General features: G+C 34.2%; 13 protein-coding genes and 1 other annotated feature. Of the genes, 11 read left to right on the top strand and 2 right to left on the bottom strand.

The window, feature by feature from the left end:
- The first annotated feature begins 5 nt into the window (after positions 1 to 5).
- From LC076_RS06855 to ysxE, 7 genes are all read left to right on the top strand, one after another.
- Positions 6 to 839, top strand: a complete 834-nt coding sequence (locus tag LC076_RS06855) for an inner membrane protein YpjD (RefSeq protein ID WP_226667420.1) — start codon at positions 6 to 8, stop codon at positions 837 to 839.
- Between the two features lie 30 nt (positions 840 to 869).
- The gene (gene hemC, locus LC076_RS06860) at positions 870 to 1,802 is read left to right on the top strand and encodes a hydroxymethylbilane synthase (protein WP_226667164.1); all 933 of its coding nucleotides are present in this window, start codon (positions 870 to 872) and stop codon (positions 1,800 to 1,802) included.
- Positions 1,802 to 2,587: a uroporphyrinogen-III synthase gene (locus tag LC076_RS06865; protein WP_226667165.1), complete on the top strand. Its 786-nt coding sequence runs from the start codon at positions 1,802 to 1,804 to the stop codon at positions 2,585 to 2,587. Before hemC ends, LC076_RS06865 begins: the two co-directional genes overlap by 1 nt.
- 13 nt (positions 2,588 to 2,600) lie before the next feature.
- Positions 2,601 to 3,584 carry a porphobilinogen synthase gene (hemB, locus tag LC076_RS06870; protein WP_226667167.1) on the top strand — a complete coding sequence of 328 codons (984 nt, stop codon included), beginning with the start codon at positions 2,601 to 2,603 and terminating at the stop codon, positions 3,582 to 3,584.
- Positions 3,585 to 3,621: 37 nt separating this feature from the next.
- Positions 3,622 to 4,908 carry a glutamate-1-semialdehyde 2,1-aminomutase gene (gene hemL / locus LC076_RS06875; RefSeq protein WP_226667168.1) on the top strand — a complete coding sequence of 429 codons (1,287 nt, stop codon included), beginning with the start codon at positions 3,622 to 3,624 and terminating at the stop codon, positions 4,906 to 4,908.
- 750 nt (positions 4,909 to 5,658) lie between these two features.
- Complete coding sequence (gene spoVID, locus LC076_RS06880) at positions 5,659 to 6,855, top strand: stage VI sporulation protein D (protein WP_226667169.1); 1,197 nt, start codon at positions 5,659 to 5,661, stop codon at positions 6,853 to 6,855.
- An 81-nt stretch (positions 6,856 to 6,936) separates the two neighbouring features.
- Positions 6,937 to 7,968: a spore coat protein YsxE gene (ysxE, locus tag LC076_RS06885; RefSeq protein ID WP_226667170.1), complete on the top strand. Its 1,032-nt coding sequence runs from the start codon at positions 6,937 to 6,939 to the stop codon at positions 7,966 to 7,968.
- 174 nt (positions 7,969 to 8,142) lie between these two features.
- On the opposite strand, the gene LC076_RS06890 is transcribed toward ysxE, so the two are convergent.
- The gene (locus LC076_RS06890) at positions 8,143 to 8,334 is read right to left on the bottom strand and encodes a hypothetical protein (RefSeq protein WP_226667172.1); all 192 of its coding nucleotides are present in this window, start codon (positions 8,332 to 8,334) and stop codon (positions 8,143 to 8,145) included.
- Positions 8,335 to 8,542: 208 nt separating this feature from the next.
- Positions 8,543 to 8,792: a binding site (T-box leader), on the top strand.
- A gap of 148 nt (positions 8,793 to 8,940) precedes the next feature.
- On the opposite strand from LC076_RS06890, the gene LC076_RS06895 reads away from it, so the two are divergent.
- The 4 genes from LC076_RS06895 to LC076_RS06910 all read left to right on the top strand — a co-directional run bounded on the left by LC076_RS06895 (position 8,941) and on the right by LC076_RS06910 (position 16,748).
- Entirely contained in the window at positions 8,941 to 11,589 is a 2,649-nt protein-coding gene (locus LC076_RS06895; RefSeq protein WP_226667175.1) for a valine--tRNA ligase, read from the top strand.
- A gap of 108 nt (positions 11,590 to 11,697) precedes the next feature.
- Complete coding sequence (locus LC076_RS06900; RefSeq protein ID WP_226667176.1) at positions 11,698 to 12,999, top strand: bifunctional folylpolyglutamate synthase/dihydrofolate synthase; 1,302 nt, start codon at positions 11,698 to 11,700, stop codon at positions 12,997 to 12,999.
- Positions 13,000 to 13,107: 108 nt separating this feature from the next.
- Positions 13,108 to 14,817: a sensor domain-containing diguanylate cyclase gene (locus LC076_RS06905; RefSeq protein WP_226667178.1), complete on the top strand. Its 1,710-nt coding sequence runs from the start codon at positions 13,108 to 13,110 to the stop codon at positions 14,815 to 14,817.
- A 191-nt stretch (positions 14,818 to 15,008) separates the two neighbouring features.
- Positions 15,009 to 16,748, top strand: a complete 1,740-nt coding sequence (locus LC076_RS06910; protein ID WP_226667180.1) for a vWA domain-containing protein — start codon at positions 15,009 to 15,011, stop codon at positions 16,746 to 16,748.
- 67 nt (positions 16,749 to 16,815) lie between these two features.
- On the opposite strand, the gene LC076_RS06915 is transcribed toward LC076_RS06910, so the two are convergent.
- Positions 16,816 to 18,576 (bottom strand): hypothetical protein, encoded by a 1,761-nt coding sequence (locus tag LC076_RS06915; protein WP_226667181.1) that lies wholly within the window; start codon positions 18,574 to 18,576, stop codon positions 16,816 to 16,818.
- Between the last annotated feature and the right edge of the window lie 14 nt (positions 18,577 to 18,590).

An 18,590-nucleotide genomic window follows, 5' to 3' on the forward strand; every position in this document is an offset into this window, starting at 1 on the left:
CTTTCATTATGGAAATGAGTTTGACTAGAATTAATGAAGTTACCATCATTCTTTATGCATTATGTGTACTTTTATATTTTATAGATTTTCTAAATAATAACCGGAAGGCGAATCGTGCTGCCTTCTGGTTACTTTCTATTGTTTGGCTTTTGCAAACAATTTTTTTATTTGCTCGTATGTTTGAAACAGGAAGATTTCCAGTTCTAAATATGTTTGAAGGGCTATATTTTTACACCTGGGTCCTTGTCACCCTTTCTGTTGTATTAAACAAATTTCTTCGAGCTGAATTTATTATCTTTTTTACAAATATCATTGGATTTATCATGATGGCTATACACACTTTTGCACCAGCTCAATATGAGTCTGCAGCAGTATCTAGTCAGTTAGTGTCAGAGTTACTATTAATACATATCACCATGGCCATTCTATCTTATGGAGCTTTTTCTCTGTCTTTTGTTTTTTCTATTTTATATACAATTCAATATGATTTATTAAAAAAGAAAAAATGGGGAAAACGTCTTCTTCGTATTGAGGATTTATCAAAGCTTGATCATATGTCATATGTATTAAATGTCATTGGAGTACCGATGCTCTTATTAAGCCTGATTTTAGGCATTATCTGGGCGTATATCAAAGTGGTAAACTTCCATTGGTACGATGCAAAAATACTTGGTTCCTTTATGGTGTTACTTACTTATAGCGCTTACTTATATATTCGAATTGTTAGAGAATTACAAGGTAGATCAGTAGCGTTAATGAATATAGCGGCTTTTCTTGTGTTATTAATTAATTTTTTCTTATTTGGTAGTTTATCAAGATTTCACATTTGGAATTCATAAAGATATCTTCGGATAAAGTAGGAGGAAAACATGCGTAAAATTGTCATTGGTTCTAGACGTAGTAAATTAGCTTTAACGCAAACAAATTGGGTAATTAATCAATTAAAAGCATTTGGTTTACCTTTTGAGTTTGAAATCAAGGAAATCGTGACAAAGGGTGATCGAATCTTAGATGTCACTTTATCAAAGGTCGGTGGAAAAGGTTTATTTGTAAAAGAAATTGAGCAGGCAATGATTGATGGTGATATTGATATGGCCGTTCATAGTATGAAAGATATGCCTGGAATTCTTCCAGATGGTTTAACAATTGGTTGTATTCCAAAAAGAGAAGATCACCGTGATGTATTGATTTCAAAAAATCATCAAAAGCTATCAGATCTTCCTTCAGGTGCAATTATCGGAACGAGTAGCTTAAGACGAAGTGCGCAACTATTGATCGAGCGACCTGACCTGGAAATTAAGTGGATTCGTGGAAATATAGATACACGACTTGATAAGTTAAAAACAGAAGATTATGATGCAATTATTTTGGCGGCAGCTGGTTTATCTAGAATGGGTTGGAGTAAAGATGTTGTCACAGAATTTCTTGAGCCTGAGACATGTTTACCTGCAGTAGGTCAAGGGGCACTAGCAATTGAGTGTCGTGAAAATGACGAAGAGTTATTGAACTTATTAGGAAAGTTAACGGATCATCAAACAAAGCTAGCTGTAACGGCAGAGAGAACCTTCTTAACTAAAATGGAAGGTGGATGTCAAGTACCGATTGCAGGCTACGCAACTGTGAAAGAAAATGATGAAGTTTCCTTTACTGGTTTAATTGCTTCACCAGATGGAAAAGAGTTATATAAGCAACATATTGCAGGTGCAAATCCTGAAGAACTGGGCAAGCAAGTTGCTGAAGCTTTGACAAAGCAAGGTGCAAAAGAATTAATTGACCGAGTAAAAGAGGAGCTAGATCAATAATGAAAAGTGTAGATCCTTTACAAGGGAAGCGAGTATTAATTACACGAGCAAAGTCTCAAGTTGAAGGATTTATTAAAAAAATTGAAGAATCGGGTGGAGTAGCTATTTCTGCCCCTCTTCTTCAAATAGAAGCAAACGATGAGAATGAAGTTGATATCTCACAAACACTTGATAATATTAAGGATTATGACTGTATTGTATTTACCAGTGCAAATGGTGTCACTTTTTTCAAAGGGTATCTGGATAAATTCGATATGTCTTATGATCAACTAAGTCATTTAACTGCTGCTTCAGTTGGTAGAAAAACAAGTGAGCAAATGAAAAAAATAGGTTTATCTGTCTCTATCGTTCCAGAGGAATTTGTTGCAGAGAAATTAGCAGAAAGTCTATCTACGAACCTTCCTAACAGTTCTAACATACTTGTGATACGTGGAAACTTAGCTCGACCCACTCTTGTATCAGAGTTAACAAGAAAAGGTTTTAAAGTGACAGATTTAGTTGTTTATAAAACATTACATAATGAAACAGAAGCACATAAACTACAACATTTTTTATCAAATGATGAACTGGATTATATCACGTTTACAAGTTCTTCAACGGTTGATAGTTTTATGAAGGTACTTAATCAAGAAGAATTACTTACCCATTTAAAAAAACTAACCTTTATATGTATTGGACCTATTACGAATGAAACACTTAAAGGGTATGGTTTTAAAGGTTATATGCCTGATTCTTATACAACAGATGATATGGTAAAGCTAATGATACAACTTGAAGATAAATAAGGGAGGATTTCAAATGAATATCGAATTTACAAGACATCGCCGTTTACGTAATAGTGATAGTATGAGATCAATTCTAAGAGAAACACATCTAAGAGCAGAGGATTTTATATATCCGATCTTTGTTATTGAAGGTGAAAGTAAGAAAAAGGAAGTACCTTCAATGCCAGGTGTTTACCATTTATCACTAGATTTATTGAATGCAGAGATAGAAGACATTGTTTCATTAGGAATTAAATCAATTATCTTGTTTGGTGTTCCTGACGAAAAAGATGAAGTCGGCACACAAGCATATCATGATAATGGAATTGTTCAACGTGCAACAAGACAGGTAAAGGATGCCTTTCCAGAACTGGTAGTTGTTGCTGATACGTGTTTATGTCAATATACAGACCATGGACATTGTGGGATTGTGGAGAATGGAAAAATATTAAATGACCCTACTTTGGATTTGTTAGCTCGAACAGCAGTTAGTCAAGCAAAAGCGGGTGCTGATATTATTGCACCTTCAAATATGATGGACGGCTTTGTGGCAGCAATTCGTTATGGATTAGATGAAGCAGGTTTTGAGCATATTCCAATTATGTCGTACGCTGTTAAATATGCGAGTGCATTTTATGGTCCTTTCCGTGATGCAGCACATAGTACCCCTCAATTTGGTGATCGTAAAACATATCAAATGGATCCTGCCAATCGTGAGGAAGCTTTAAGAGAAGCACAATCAGATCTTGAAGAAGGTGCAGATTTCTTAATTGTTAAACCAGCTTTAGCTTATTTAGATATCATTCGTGATGTGAAAAATAACTTTAATGCACCTGTTGTTGCTTATAACGTAAGTGGAGAATATTCAATGATAAAAGCAGCAGCTCAAAATGGCTGGGTAGACGAAAAAGCCATCGTTATGGAAATGCTAATCGGGATGAAGCGTGCAGGTGTAGATTTAGTAATTACTTATTTTGCAAAAGATGTAGCACGTTGGTTAAAAGAAGATCAATTGTAAACGTTGAAACATTCAGATGTAAGAAAGGGGAAGTCTAATGAGAAGTTATGCGAATAGCGAAAAGGCGTTTAAAGAGGCTCAAGCATTAATGCCTGGAGGCGTAAATAGTCCTGTGCGAGCTTTCAAATCAGTAGGTATGAATCCTATTTTTATGGAGCGTGGAAAAGGGTCAAAAATCTTTGATATTGATGGTAATGAATATATCGATTATGTATTATCATGGGGACCACTTATTCATGGACATTCTAATGATACTGTTGTAGAAGCCATTAAAAAAATTGTTGAGTCAGGTACAAGCTTTGGTGCACCAACGTTAATTGAAAATGAATTAGCCAAGCTTGTTATAGATCGCGTACCATCGATTGAAGTCGTTCGTATGGTAAGCTCTGGTACAGAGGCAACAATGAGCGCCTTACGCTTAGCAAGAGGATTTACTGGGAGAAATAAAATCATCAAGTTTGAAGGTTGTTATCATGGTCATGGTGACTCTTTATTAATTAAAGCCGGTTCAGGAGTTGCAACATTAGGATTACCTGATAGTCCTGGTGTTCCAGAAGGTATTGCCAAAAATACGATTACTGTACCTTACAATGATCTTGAAAGCATTCGCTATGCTTTTGAACAATTCGGTGAAGATATTGCGGGTGTAATTGTAGAACCTGTTGCTGGTAATATGGGGGTTGTTCCTCCACAGCCAGGCTTTTTAGAAGGCTTACGTTCAGTGACAGAAGAATATGGTTCCTTGTTAATCTTTGATGAAGTAATGACAGGCTTTAGAGTTGATTATGGTTGTGCTCAAGGTTTTTACGGTGTTACACCTGACATCACTTGCCTTGGGAAAGTTATTGGTGGTGGCTTACCTGTAGGTGCCTACGGTGGTAAAGCTGAAATCATGCAACAAATTGCTCCAAGTGGTCCAATTTATCAAGCAGGAACTTTATCAGGCAATCCACTAGCGATGACAGCAGGATATGAAACATTAAAGCTGTTAACGAAAGATTCATACAAAGAGTTTCAACGGAAAGCAGATCTTCTAGAAAAAGGACTATCACAAGCTGCTGCTGAATACGAGATTCCACATACGATTAATCGTGCTGGATCAATGATAGGCTTTTTCTTTACAAATGAAGACGTAACAAATTATGAAAAAGCTAAAACAGCAAATCTAGACTATTTTGCCCAATATTATCGAAGTATGGCTAACGAAGGTGTTTTCCTTCCTCCATCTCAATTTGAAGGTTTATTTCTTTCAACAGTACATACTGATGAAGATATTCAAAACACAATTGAAGCCGCTAGAAAATCATTTGCTTCTCTTAAATAAAGGCTCTTTTCTGAACGATTGTTGCTATGTAACCAAAATTCGGAGTGAAGACAGTGTTTTTTCACTATAAGGGTACTAATTTATGAAGAAAAGATGCCACTAGACTTTATATAGTGCTGTTTCCAGCAAGTATTAAAAAGCAACAAAGTTTATGGAAACAGCCTAAAGAAAAATATTGCGTGGATCCTTATTAGAGGGATTCACGCTTTTTGTTTTGGTTTTATATACATATGCCGGGACTTAAGAGCGAGTTTGGAAAAAGAGGGGGTATTTATTATGGTGTGCATAGAATTGATTTGGTGAGATTTGATTTAGCGCATAAGGAATGGGTAGGAGGTCAAAGGTTAAAGGGCGTAATAGTGTTGATGAAGCCCATAAGGAAAGGAACATGCAAGCTTAATGGTCGTCATAGCGTTGATGAGGACCATAAGGAAGTGGAAAGTGAAGACTAAAGGTTGTCATCCAATTCATGAAGCTCAAAAGGTGGTCGAGTCCTAACGAAATAAAGAATTAGTCAATCATATAAAAAATCAGGCTCACAAAAATAAAGTAACAAATAAAAATAGTTGGTATCAGTTACTCATCTAACTCATATTATTCTCCTAATAGCATGCCACAACAATCTTCTTTATCTAAAAATGTAGTTACTAATCAATAATTGCATAATAAATCAATCATATTTTTCTGTTTTCATACATACATCTGTATTGTCATAGTAATTTACTAGGCTATTTGAAAGGAGGAATTCTTTTGTCACAGGAACAGCAGCTACGTTTCTCTGTAGAAGAATCAGTTTGGTTTCAAAAAGGACAGGAAGTATCTGAACTTTTATCGATTTCATTAGATCCTGATATTTCAATTCATGAACATGATCAGTACATTTCAATTCGAGGTGCCTTGCAACTTACGGGAGAATACAAAATAGATAATGACGCGAGTACGAAGGAGCAATTTGAATATGCAAATGTTCGGTATGTGAATGAGGTATCAACACGCGAAGATGGAGTGAGTGTTTTAAACCATCGATTCCCTGTTGATATTACAATTCCTAGAAATCGGATTGAACAATTAGAAGAGGTGTATGTCTCAATCGAATCCTTTGATTATGAATTACCAGAATACAAATGTTTGAAGCTGGTTGCCGATTTATCAATAAGTGGAATTTCAGATGGGCAAATAGAGCAAATTTCTAATGAAGTCGAAAGACCAGAAGAAGAGGAAGCATTTGAAGCTTTATACAGAGGGCAACAACCACCACCTCCAAATTTTGCTGTAGAAACAACAACGCAACAAGTAAATGAAGAAGAGAGTGTATCTCCATTTTCATCATTTTATAAAGAATCAACAAGTGAACAAGACTTGGACAAATTCTCTACACTTCAACTAGAAGAAACAGAGGTGAAAGAAGACCGAGTTCTTGAAGAAGTTCATACTGAAGTTGAACAACTTAGTTCACCTAAAGATGAAGATACTAGTGATGCTGAAGAGATCACATTAGCTGTTGAGAATGCTGAGCAAGAGGAAGAAATGAATGGTAACGAAGATCAAGAAGAACAACAAGAGGACCTTTATGATCCGTTTGTAGTAGAAGTTAGAAAAGAAGCTCAAGAGGAAGAAGAAGAGCCGAAAGAGGTACAATATTCATTCTTTTCTAAAACAGAAGACGCTTCATTAGAATCAAAAAATGAAGAAGATGATGAAGGAAGAGATGAGACAAATCCGAAAGATGCCCATTATTTAACGAGTTTATTTGCGAGAGATGATGAAGAGGAAGATTTCTCACGAGTGAAAATGTGCATTGTGCAACAAGGTGATACCATTGAGCTCATAAGTAAACGCTATGATATTACGGTGCAGCAAATTTTAAGAGTAAATGAATTTCGTGCAGATCAAGATGTTTATGAAGGACAAATCCTTTATATTCCCGCTTATTCCACTAGTAAATAAATCGAAGAAACAGCATGGGGCAAATACTACCTCAGCTGTTTTTTTCATTAATCAATTGAGTTGATTGGAGGTGCTATAGAGTTGCCTATACAAGTTGAAGGAATCGCTCCGTTACTAAAACAATATGATCTAAATTTAGAGTATTCGAAAGAAATCAGTAAAAGAGCGGTTAAAGTTTATACAGATAATGGATCATATGTTTTAAAGAAATTATCAAAAAATATAAATCCTTACTTTCTTGAATCATTTTCCATTTTGGATCAACAAAAATATTCTAAATATGTACCATTAGTCAAAAATCGCTCAAATCAATCAATTTCTCAAATGAATGGTGATTATTATTACCTAATGCCATGGTTAACGAATGAAACGGAAGAAGAACGAGATGCAAGGCATCAATATTTATTCAAAGAAGTTGCTGAACTTCATAGACGAACAGAAAAGGAAATAAAACTATCTAATGAGGCCGCAGCAGGGCATTTTGAATCCTTTGAAAAACATCTCGATGAAACGAAGCTTTATTATGAATCATTTGTTGAAGAGTGTGAACAGAAATTATATCTCTCACCTTTTGAATTACAAGCAGTCACATATTTTATTGAAGTGAGTAGAGCGATTGATTTCTCGAAGAAAAAGCTTACAGAATGGTATGAAAAGATGCAAGAAAAAGATTCTTCTAGAATGGTTTTAACACATGGGAAAATCTCGGCACGCCATTTTCTATATGATGGTGAGGGAAATGGATACTTAACAAATTTTGAGAATTCCAAATATGCAGCACCAATTGATGATTTTCTGTTTTTCATCAATAGAACAGCAAAAACGTATCCCATACCAAGTGATGATTGTGTGAACTGGTTTTATACGTATCAAAAAAGTTATCCTTATACAGATGAAGAAATGCTTCTCTTTTTAAGTTATTTATCTTATCCAGAGCGCATTTGTCGTCTTATTAAATCCTACTCTCCAAAAAGTAAATCAACTGAGTTAGAACATAATAAACAATTGGTTAGATCGTACTGGCAATTCAAAAACATTGAGTATTTCGTGATGAAGGTTTCTGAAATAGAGGAAAAGCGTAAATTAGAAGCTGAACAAACTCAAGAACAGTAGTTTACTATAAATTGTTTTTAATTCTATTTATAAGTATTCGCTTAACATAAGCAGTAAGAGAAAAATACTAGTGACACATCTAAGTGAACGTTTCACGTAAAATGCATGAACAGTACTAAAGAAAGCAGAGGTTTACTCTTTTAAATGAGTAAGCCTCTATGTTAAATGTATTTCTTATAGCCACTCGTATCGAAGAGCAATAGCCAAAACAATTAATAAACCTAATAGTAGTACATCAAATGACGTTGGAAAGAAAACTGTACGAATACCTTGAAAGATCGTTAAAGGAATAATAATCTGAACACCTACTCCTCTTACTTGCCTTACCCATGGTGGAAGTGTGTAAGGATTAAAACGTCGCTTCATTCAACCCCTCCTCATTACAAAAGCCTCAATTTATAGAAATAACCGCTCACTCTTAAAAATGATAAGTAAGATCACAAATATAAACTTAAGATAAATTATGCATCATAATCGTGACATGTGCCTGTATGAAAAAAGATAAAAATGGCAAAGATATTGACGAAAAAAAGGAATGTTTAGTAATATATAAAGTGAAGAATAATTACATATTGAATAAACGAAGATTGGGAAGAGTACAGTCACCATAACTTTACAGAGAGAGAAATCATTTGCTGGAAGATTTCTTAAGATTAGGTATTGGAATGTCGCCCAGGAGTTGTTTCTTTGAAATCATAGTAGAAGAAGCCGGTAAGAACCGTTATTTTGTTGAGTGTATAGACTATGGAAAAGACCCTAGTTTTATTTGGTTATAGTCTGTAAAAAAAGGTGGTACCACGAAAATATTCTCCTTCGTCCTTTTATGGATGGAAGGAGTTTTTATTTTTTCTGCTACTGTTTAAAACTGACTGTTGATCCTATGGGAATCTATATTCTAAAGAGGTCAACAATAAGTGATAACAGTGTCAAATATCGTACATAAATAATACTCAGTTATAAGGAGGAAACAAAATGGAGAACAATGAACAACAATTATCACTGCCAACAAAGTATGATCCAAATGCTATAGAAAAAAATCGCTATTCGTTTTGGTTAGAAGGTAAATATTTCGAAGCAACAGGTGATGAAACGAAAAAGCCTTATACAGTTGTGATTCCACCACCAAACGTAACAGGCAAGCTTCATCTAGGGCATGCGTGGGATACGACGCTACAAGATATTGTGACACGCATGAAAAGAATGCAAGGCTATGATGTGTTATGGCTTCCAGGAATGGATCATGCGGGGATTGCAACTCAAGCCAAGGTAGAAGCTAAGCTTCGTGAAGAAGGTGTTTCACGTTATGATTTAGGACGTGAGAAATTCATTGAAGAAACGTGGAAGTGGAAAGAAGAATATGCTGGACATATTCGTGAGCAATGGTCAAAGGTTGGTCTTGGCTTAGATTATTCACGTGAAAGATTTACTTTAGATGAAGGATTATCAAAAGCTGTCCGTGAGGTTTTCGTTAATTTATATAAGAAAGATCTTATTTATCGCGGAGAATATATAATCAACTGGGATCCACAAACGAAAACAGCACTTTCTGATATTGAAGTTATTTATAAAGATGTTCAAGGTGCCTTTTACCATATGCGTTATCCGTTAGCAGATGGAACAGGCTCTATTGAAATTGCGACAACACGTCCTGAGACAATGCTTGGTGATACGGCTGTAGCGGTTCACCCTGAAGACGAACGTTACAAGCATTTAATAGGTAAAAAAGTACTGTTACCAATCGTAGGAAGAGAAATTCCAATCGTTGGTGATGATTATGTAGATATGGAATTTGGATCAGGAGCTGTTAAAATTACTCCTGCACATGATCCGAATGATTTTGAAATTGGAAATCGCCATAATCTAGAGCGTGTTCTTGTAATGAATGAAGATGGCTCAATGAACGATAAAGCAGGGATATATAAAGGGCTAGACCGTTTTGAGTGTCGCAAAAAAATTGTGAAAGATCTTCAAAAGCAAGAAGTGTTATTTAAAATTGAAGAGCATATGCATTCTGTTGGTCATAGTGAACGAAGTGGTGCAGTTGTTGAACCTTATCTTTCAACACAATGGTTTGTTAAAATGCAGCCATTAGCAGATAAAGCAATAAACCTTCAAAAAGAGGAAGATAAAGTTAATTTTGTTCCAGATCGTTTTGAAAAAACATATTTACGCTGGATGGAAAATATCCGCGATTGGTGTATATCACGTCAACTATGGTGGGGTCACCGTATTCCAGCTTGGTATCATAAAGAAACAGGAGAAGTGTATGTAAATCAAGAACCACCAGCAGATATTGAAAACTGGGATCAAGATAATGATGTATTAGACACATGGTTCAGTTCAGCTTTATGGCCTTTTTCAACAATGGGTTGGCCTGATGTTGAATCTGCTGATTTCAAGCGCTATTATCCAACTGATGTGTTAGTAACAGGGTACGATATTATTTTCTTCTGGGTATCTCGTATGATTTTCCAAGGACTAGAATTTACAGAACAACGTCCTTTTAAAGATGTATTAATTCATGGTCTTGTGCGTGATGAGCAAGGACGTAAAATGAGTAAATCATTAGGCAATGGTGTTGATCCAATGGAAGTAATTGATCAGTATGGAGCAGACTCTCTTCGCTTCTTCTTATCAACAGGAAGCTCTCCAGGTCAGGATCTACGATTTAGCTATGAAAAAGTAGAATCAACGTGGAACTTTGCCAATAAAATCTGGAATGCATCTCGTTTTGCACTTATGAATATGAATGGTTTAACATTTGAAGAAATTGATTTAACAGGCAAAAAATCGGTTGCAGATAAATGGATTTTAACTCGTCTGAACGAGACGATTGAAAATGTAACAAAGCTTGCTGATCGATACGAGTTTGGAGAAATCGGTCGTTTACTTTATAACTTCATTTGGGATGACTTCTGTGATTGGTACATTGAGATGGCAAAGCTTTCATTATACGGAGAAGATGAAGGTGCGAAAAAGACAACTCGATCTGTATTGGCTTATGTTCTAGATTCTACGATGAGATTGCTTCACCCATTCATGCCATTTATTACTGAGGAAATTTGGCAATCACTACCACATGAAGGTGAATCAATAACTGTAGCATCATGGCCAACAGTTAATAGCGAACTCTCAGATGATAAATCAATCGTTGAAATGAAGCTTTTAGTTGAAGTAATTCGAGCAGTTCGTAATATTCGTGCTGAAGTGAATACACCAATGAGTAAACAAATTCCAATGAAAATTAAAGCAAAAGATAATAGTGTAGTAACACAGCTTGAAGATAATCGTGCTTATGTAGAAAGATTCTGTAACACAAGCTCATTGGATATTGCTACAGATATTTCAACAAGTGAAAAATCAATGTCAGCTGTTGTGACAGGTGCAGAGATTATTTTACCGATAGAAGGATTAATAAATATTGAAGAAGAAATTAAACGTTTAGAAAAAGAACGTGAAAAGCTTGATAAAGAAGTAGAACGAGTTCAGAAAAAATTAGGTAACGAGGGCTTTTTAAAGAAAGCTCCTGATAAAGTTATAGAGGAAGAAAAAGCTAAAGAAAATGATTATATTGAAAAACGAGAAATTGTTTTATCAAGGATTAAAGAGTTAAAAGGATAAATGAGTTACTCGGGTTGTGCTTAGCACACCCGAGTTTTTAAGTAAGAGAGAATAATTAAATCTTTACGTAGAACTGCTACCCAAGCTCAAGTTGAAGGAGATATACTTATGTTTACTACTTATCAAGAAGCATTGAATTGGATTCATGGTCGCTTGAAATTTGGTGTGAAGCCAGGATTGAAAAGAATGGAATGGCTTCTTGAGAAAATGGATTTTCCAGAAAAAAACATTCCGATCATCCATGTTGCAGGTACAAATGGTAAAGGTTCAACAATCTCTTATATGCTGCACATGCTAACAGAAGCAGGCTATGATGTTGGTACCTTTACATCACCTTATATTGAAACATTTAATGAAAGAATTAGTGTGAATGGCAAACCAATTTCAGATCAAGAAATGCTACAACTTGCAAATGATGTTAAGCCTTTTGTTGATCAAGCAGAAGAAACAGATCTTGGTGGTCCTACGGAATTTGAAATTATTACAACAATGATGTTTCTATATTTTGGAAAATATCATCAACCTGACTTTTTGTTGCTTGAAACGGGATTAGGTGGAAGATTAGATTCTACCAATATAGTGACGCCAATTTTATCGATTATTACTAATGTTGGTTATGATCATATGAATATACTTGGCAGTACGATCTCTGAGATTGCTGCTGAAAAAGCAGGGATAATTAAACAGGGAATCCCTGTTTTAACTGGAGCAGAAAACGAGGAAGTACTTGCTGTGTTAACAAAAACTGCTGAAGAAAAACAAGCTCCTTTGTTAAAAATTGGACAAGATTTTCAAATTTTAAGTAGTGCTCATCATGAAAAAGGTGAATTGTTCACAATGAAAACAGCTCATAAAAAATATGATCACCTTTCAATTATGATGAAAGGGCAGCATCAAATAAAAAATGCGGCATTGGCCATTGCTGCTGTTGATTATTTAAATCATCAAGAAAAAACCTCACTAAATGCTGAGCAAATATCTAAAGGGATAGGTAAGGCATTTTGGATGGGGAGATTTGAACAAATTTATAATAATCCTAAAGTGATCATTGATGGGGCTCACAATAAAGAAGGGATCGAATCATTAATTAACACTGTTAAAAGACACTATCCTAATCAAAAAATCCACATCCTTTACAGTGCACTTAAAGATAAAGAGTATGCTGAGATGATTAATAGATTAACAAGTATTGCAACGTCCATTTGCTTTACAACCTTTGATTTTCCTAGAGCGGCTTCTTCTGAAGAACTTTTTTCAGTATGTGATTTTAATGAAAAAAGTAACTCTGCTTCATGGAGCCAAGCGATAGAGAAAATGCTAGATGTTTATAAAAATAAAGAAGATCTAATTTTAATAACCGGATCTCTATACTTTATCTCTAGCATACGTGAGTACATGAAGAAAAAGTGATTTTGTATCACAAAATAACTAAAATAACAATATGACAAAAGTTAGAAAATTTGCTAAAATAAAGGAATATGATATTGAAATAGAATTATAGAACTAGGAGGCGTCACTTTGAACAAGAAAATACAGGTAGCACTATGGTTATGCTGGATTACTATTACTCCTGTTTTGTTATGGATTGCTTATCAACTTGCGCCTCCAACATTTAACGGTTTAGAAATTGATATATTATCATTTTTACTATTGATGTGTCTTGTTTCGTTTTGGCCGATCATCATCAATGAAACACCTGTATTTTATGTACAAGGTGTTTCATTAGTGGTTTTTCTTTACTTTGGTGTGTTTATCGAAATGATTTTAACTCAAATTGCTGTCATTGTGTTACTTCTTAAAGTACGCATAAGTGTTAAGGATTTGTTTCGATACCCTCTAAACTCATTGTTATTTTCTTTTGTTTCAATAGGTGGAGCAATTGTTTACTACATGGTAGGTGGATCACATGGACGAATAATATTTAGTGATTCCTTCCTCTCAGCCATTATTTCCTACGAATTAACTGTATTTCTATTAAATCAATTATTATTAAACATTTTGCAATTTTTAATCTATAAAAAGAAATTCAATATTTTAACTAGAAGCTTTTTATGGGAATTCTTCACCTCACTGATCATTTTCCCAATCGGGATAGCCCTTTATTTTCTGTATCTTGAAGTGGGTATTGAAGCGATAATCTTTATTGGAACTCCATTATTAGCGTTATCTATTATTTTAACTCTTTATTATAAAACACAACAAATCAACCATTATTTGCAACGTGCAAGTGAAATTGGACACCAATTAACAGGCCGATTAAATATTAAAAATGTCCTTGATATCTTTATGGATAGAGTCACTGCAATGATACCTTTAGATGCAGCTTATATTATAGATGTTAATGAAAACGATAAAATAAAAATAGTGAGAAAATATGAAAATGGGGCAATAGATATAAATGTTGAAGAACCAAAATCACCTGATCGAGGACTTTCTGGACATGTCTATGTCATGAGGCAAAGCGTATTATTTCATACTCGGAAACAATGGAGGCATATTCAACAATCTCAATTACCTCATTCAGTAGAAAGCGTAATTGCTGTCCCTGTTATGAGAAATCAAGAGTTAATTGGGATCGTGATATTAGCATCAAATAAGAAATATGCATTTGACAAGGCTCAGCTTATGATCATTGATTTATTATCAGCCTACTTAGGAGTAGCGGTTGAAAACGCGAAGAATTATCAAGAAACAAAAAGACAAAGTGAGCATTGCTCATTAACAGGTCTTTATAATTATCGTTATTTAGAAGCAACACTTGAACAAAACTTTATTGAACTTAAGCAACAGAAAATGCAAACACTGTCACTGATTTTATTAGATATCGATCATTTTAAAGCAGTGAATGATACATATGGACATCATGCAGGGAATGAAGTACTTATTCAGCTATCACATCGTCTTTTAAAAGCCTTTCGACATAAAGGAACAATTGCAAGATATGGTGGTGAAGAATTTGTGATCTTATTAAAAGATCATGATAAGAAACAAACCATGAATATTGCAGAAGAAGTGAGATTGTTGATTGCGAACACTCCCTTTGACATTGAACAAACATTACAAAGTACAAATTCAACAATTTCTGTATTTATAACTGCGAGCATTGGTGTGGCAATGGCTCCTTATGATGCAGAAGACGCTATATCACTCGTACGACATGCAGATCGTGCTATGTATACTGGAGCCAAAAGAGCAGGTAGAAATAAAGTAGCTGAATATGTTAGTTAAGGTAGTCATTTCTACCAAGTAGTGAATAGGGAATATTTCCTGCGCAATAATTGACTGATTTTGTAGTGTTTGTGTAAATTATTATTTTAACCACTATTTAATTTTGTTCATTTTGGTATAATAGAACTATCTAAAATTATTAATATACTAATTTTTTAGGTCAATTATATGTCGTGGGAGGTATTGTAATTATGTATAAGCATTTATTTACAATATTTCTAGTGTCTTTGCTTATGATACAAGCCTTAATACCTATTAACGAAGCTGCAGCTGTGGATGGCCTCTCAATTAATGCGACAGTTAATGGTACACAGTCACTAGAAATTGGCGATGATGGGAAAGTAACTACAACAGTGAATTTTAATCTTTTACCTGAAGGTACAGCAACATCAAATGAGAGGAAGCCTATGGATGTTGTGATTGTTTTTGATAAGTCAGGTTCTATGGCTGAGGAAGTAAGTGGAAGTAATTCAAAGTTAGCCCTCGCTAAAGAAGCTGTTCAAAAAGCTGTTGATACATTCAAAGTGAATTCAAAAAATAGTGCAGATCGTTATGGTCTCGTATCTTTTGATTCAGGAGTAAACTCAAACTATACAATAACGACTCTTCAATCAGATCCTAATAGAATTACAGATAAAATAAAATATGTTCCAGCTAAAGGTGGAACGAATTATACAGATGCACTAAAAATTGCTCGAAATATACTATTAAACTCAACGAATAGAAGCACTCGTGATCAATATATTATTTTTATGACAGACGGAAAACCAACAAATTCAATGAAATCTGAATATGTTAATGGGAACTATTATAAATTAATAGAAAGCAATGATTATTACAATATGTACGGATACTGGGCTTACTATAATAAGTACTATAATGGACAGCAAGTCTCTGTAGGAGAAACATCATATATTATCTCCGATTCCAGAGCAACAATTAATGGAACGAAAACGGTTTATTATGATTCAAATGGTGACAGAAATGTCAAAGTCATTGAACATAATAATGCTTTATATTTTCACTCCAAATATAACTCAGCTGTACCAAATGACATCAAAGATCATGCAAGAGAACAAGCACAAAATATCGCTAATAGCGATATTACATTGTTATCAATTGGATTTGGAGATCAAAGTCAATTAGATATGAATTTATTAACAGAATTATCAAGTAAATCCAATGGAAAAGCAGAACGAGCAACAGGTGATAATATCGTAAAAATATTCAATGATATTTCAGACAATATCTCAGCAGAATACCCATCATTGTCTAATGGGTTTATAAGATTTGTTTTACCATCTGGTGTGACAGTGCAACAAAACGACCAAGTTACGATTATAAAAGAAATGGTTGATGGGAAAAATCAAGATGTTGTTTATATGAATTTAAGAGATATTAAATTCAATCCAAGACCACCTCAAGCAGGAGATCAGTCTTTACAATATGATTTGCCTTTAATATTTACTTCACCTGGACAATACAATTTTTCATTTGATGTTCTTTATAATTCAGGTAAGGTTTCTAAACGAGGTTTGAAATATGATGTAAATGTTGTCGTCCCACTAAAGAAAATAGATTTTAGGCAAAAAACAAAAACGATTCTTTTAGGCGAAAGAATCAAGGTAGAAGATTACTTATCATTTACTCCTTTAAATGCAACTAATAAGACAATTAAGGAAGTGCTTAATATTGGAGACACTTCACCAATTTCTATAGAGAAAGTTAATGGTGAATGGTATGTAACAGGTGAAAATATTGGGTATACTCAGATCAGAGCAGTTGCTGATTATAAGTATCCAACAATCACTGATGAAATGACGATTGTCACAAAGAAAAAAGATAGCAGTACTGGTGAAACAGATCCAGAAACAAACCCAGAAGATGGTGGAGAATCTGAAGATGGTTCAGATTCCTATGGTAAATGGTAAAAAATAAAAAACTCGATTGATCTTAGAGATCAATCGAGTTTTTTATTGAAACGAATAGTAAATAATTTTACCCTCCACTTGGATCTTCATAAGATGTATTTTCAATAACAGGTTGATCTAGCAAAATTTGAAATCGATCTACTTTTGGTAATGAATCTATTTGATCTGCTAATACTTTTAAGTCTTGCTCAACTTGAAATCTTGATTGTTCACTTTTTTGGAAATTGACAGGTTTGATACTTAAGGAAAGGTCGAGTTTACCGGGATCCGAACCGAATTTTTTCTCGATTTCATTTTGTCGTATGGCATTCACAGTAAGGTTATCTCTTGCAAAGATTCCGCCCTTAATTAAAAACAGTGAGCCTACACCGTATAATTCAGCACTTTTTTGAGTATAGAAGAATGCATCTAACTTCTCTATATCATCTGTGATATTCTTAAATTCATTGATTCTATTAATCAAAATATCTTCTTGTGAAAGGAGGACGAGTTGTTTGTCATCTAGTCCTTTAATGTTTGTGTTTGTGATATCTGATTTTCCAAGAACGTAAATTGTTGAATCTACTTGAAGATGATCATTTTCGTTTTCTGTACCTTCTTCGTTATTACCTTCTATAATTAAGTTGCCTGTCACTAAAATATTTCCCTGTAAATTTATTGTCTTATCTTTAGTGAAGATAACAAGATCACCATGAACAACAAGCCAGCTATCGTCATGCATCCGTACATCCTTCGTAATATATAAAGGTGGGTAATCGTTAGATGTAGGGTTGATCAACTTACCTGGAGAAGAAGTATCAGGACTAGAATATACATATGTTCTTGGATTACTAGAGTTTATTTTACCTGTCAAAGCATCAAAATCTATTTGCTCATTTAAAGAAAAGCTTAAAAGTTGTATATCATTTTCACACGGCTCTGTTTGAGTAGAAAGAAATGAAGATGATGGAATAAGTTGATTTCCACAGCTTTTTAACAATTGCTCAACAGCAAGATGAACGTTGGCACGATTAGAAAACATATCATCTGTAAATCCATATGAAAGCTCATTAAACAATTGAGCCATTGTATTTCCAAAATTCACATCAATAAACTCAGAAGTATCTTTTGTAACGGTCAAAATAGACTCTGGATCAAATGACTGGTCATATTCTTCTTTTGTACTTGGGAAAACTGATGAATTATTAAACTTGTTTTTCAAAAATACATTTCCGTTTATCCTAGGAAATAACGTGTCTTTTTGTGATGGATTATTTAGTGAAGAATTAGCATCCTCAAAAAAAGCGGTATCATCAGTGTTTAAGTCTCCCGAAAATAAATCACCTTTAATATCAGCAGCACCGTTTAATGTGACGAGACCATCTGGACCAGATCCAATTGCATAGTTTAAAAAGCTTGGTGTCGGTGATAAATAAACGGTTCTTGTGATTTTTTTTGCGATTTTTGCTCCATCCGTATTTTTGTTTATATATGAAAACTCAAAAATACGCGTAAAGTACTTACTTTTATCAATTTGAAATTTTTCTTCTGAGACATCAGTTACACTAAAATTATCATTTTCTAACTCGTTAATTATTGAAATAAACTTATCATCAAACGTCATAATATCTCTTTCCTGTAATTGAAATCCACTAACTTCATTTGTAAATTTAGCGATACCTTCACTCAATATTTTGGTTGCCTCTGTTGTTAATTCTATTTCATCAATTCTTACCCCAGTTCGTTGGTTACTATTTATCGAGGCTGCAACAATTGTTAATCCTAAAACAGTAAAAATTAAAGAAACAAGCAAAACCGTAATCAATGTTTGTCCTTTTTCATTTCTCATTATTTGCACCTCAC

This window comes from Metabacillus litoralis (assembly GCF_020524045.1).
Classification (GTDB): domain Bacteria; phylum Bacillota; class Bacilli; order Bacillales; family Bacillaceae; genus Metabacillus; species Metabacillus litoralis_C.

Coding starts and splice junctions, on each gene's coding strand:
- hemC (WP_226667164.1), top strand. CDS start 870: ATGCGTAAAATTGTCATTGGTTCTAGACGTAGTAAATTAGCTTTAACG.
- LC076_RS06865 (WP_226667165.1), top strand. CDS start 1,802: ATGAAAAGTGTAGATCCTTTACAAGGGAAGCGAGTATTAATTACACGA.
- hemB (WP_226667167.1), top strand. CDS start 2,601: ATGAATATCGAATTTACAAGACATCGCCGTTTACGTAATAGTGATAGT.
- hemL (WP_226667168.1), top strand. CDS start 3,622: ATGAGAAGTTATGCGAATAGCGAAAAGGCGTTTAAAGAGGCTCAAGCA.
- LC076_RS06890 (WP_226667172.1), bottom strand. CDS start 8,334: ATGAAGCGACGTTTTAATCCTTACACACTTCCACCATGGGTAAGGCAA.
- LC076_RS06895 (WP_226667175.1), top strand. CDS start 8,941: ATGGAGAACAATGAACAACAATTATCACTGCCAACAAAGTATGATCCA.
- LC076_RS06900 (WP_226667176.1), top strand. CDS start 11,698: ATGTTTACTACTTATCAAGAAGCATTGAATTGGATTCATGGTCGCTTG.
- LC076_RS06910 (WP_226667180.1), top strand. CDS start 15,009: ATGTATAAGCATTTATTTACAATATTTCTAGTGTCTTTGCTTATGATA.
- LC076_RS06915 (WP_226667181.1), bottom strand. CDS start 18,576: ATGAGAAATGAAAAAGGACAAACATTGATTACGGTTTTGCTTGTTTCT.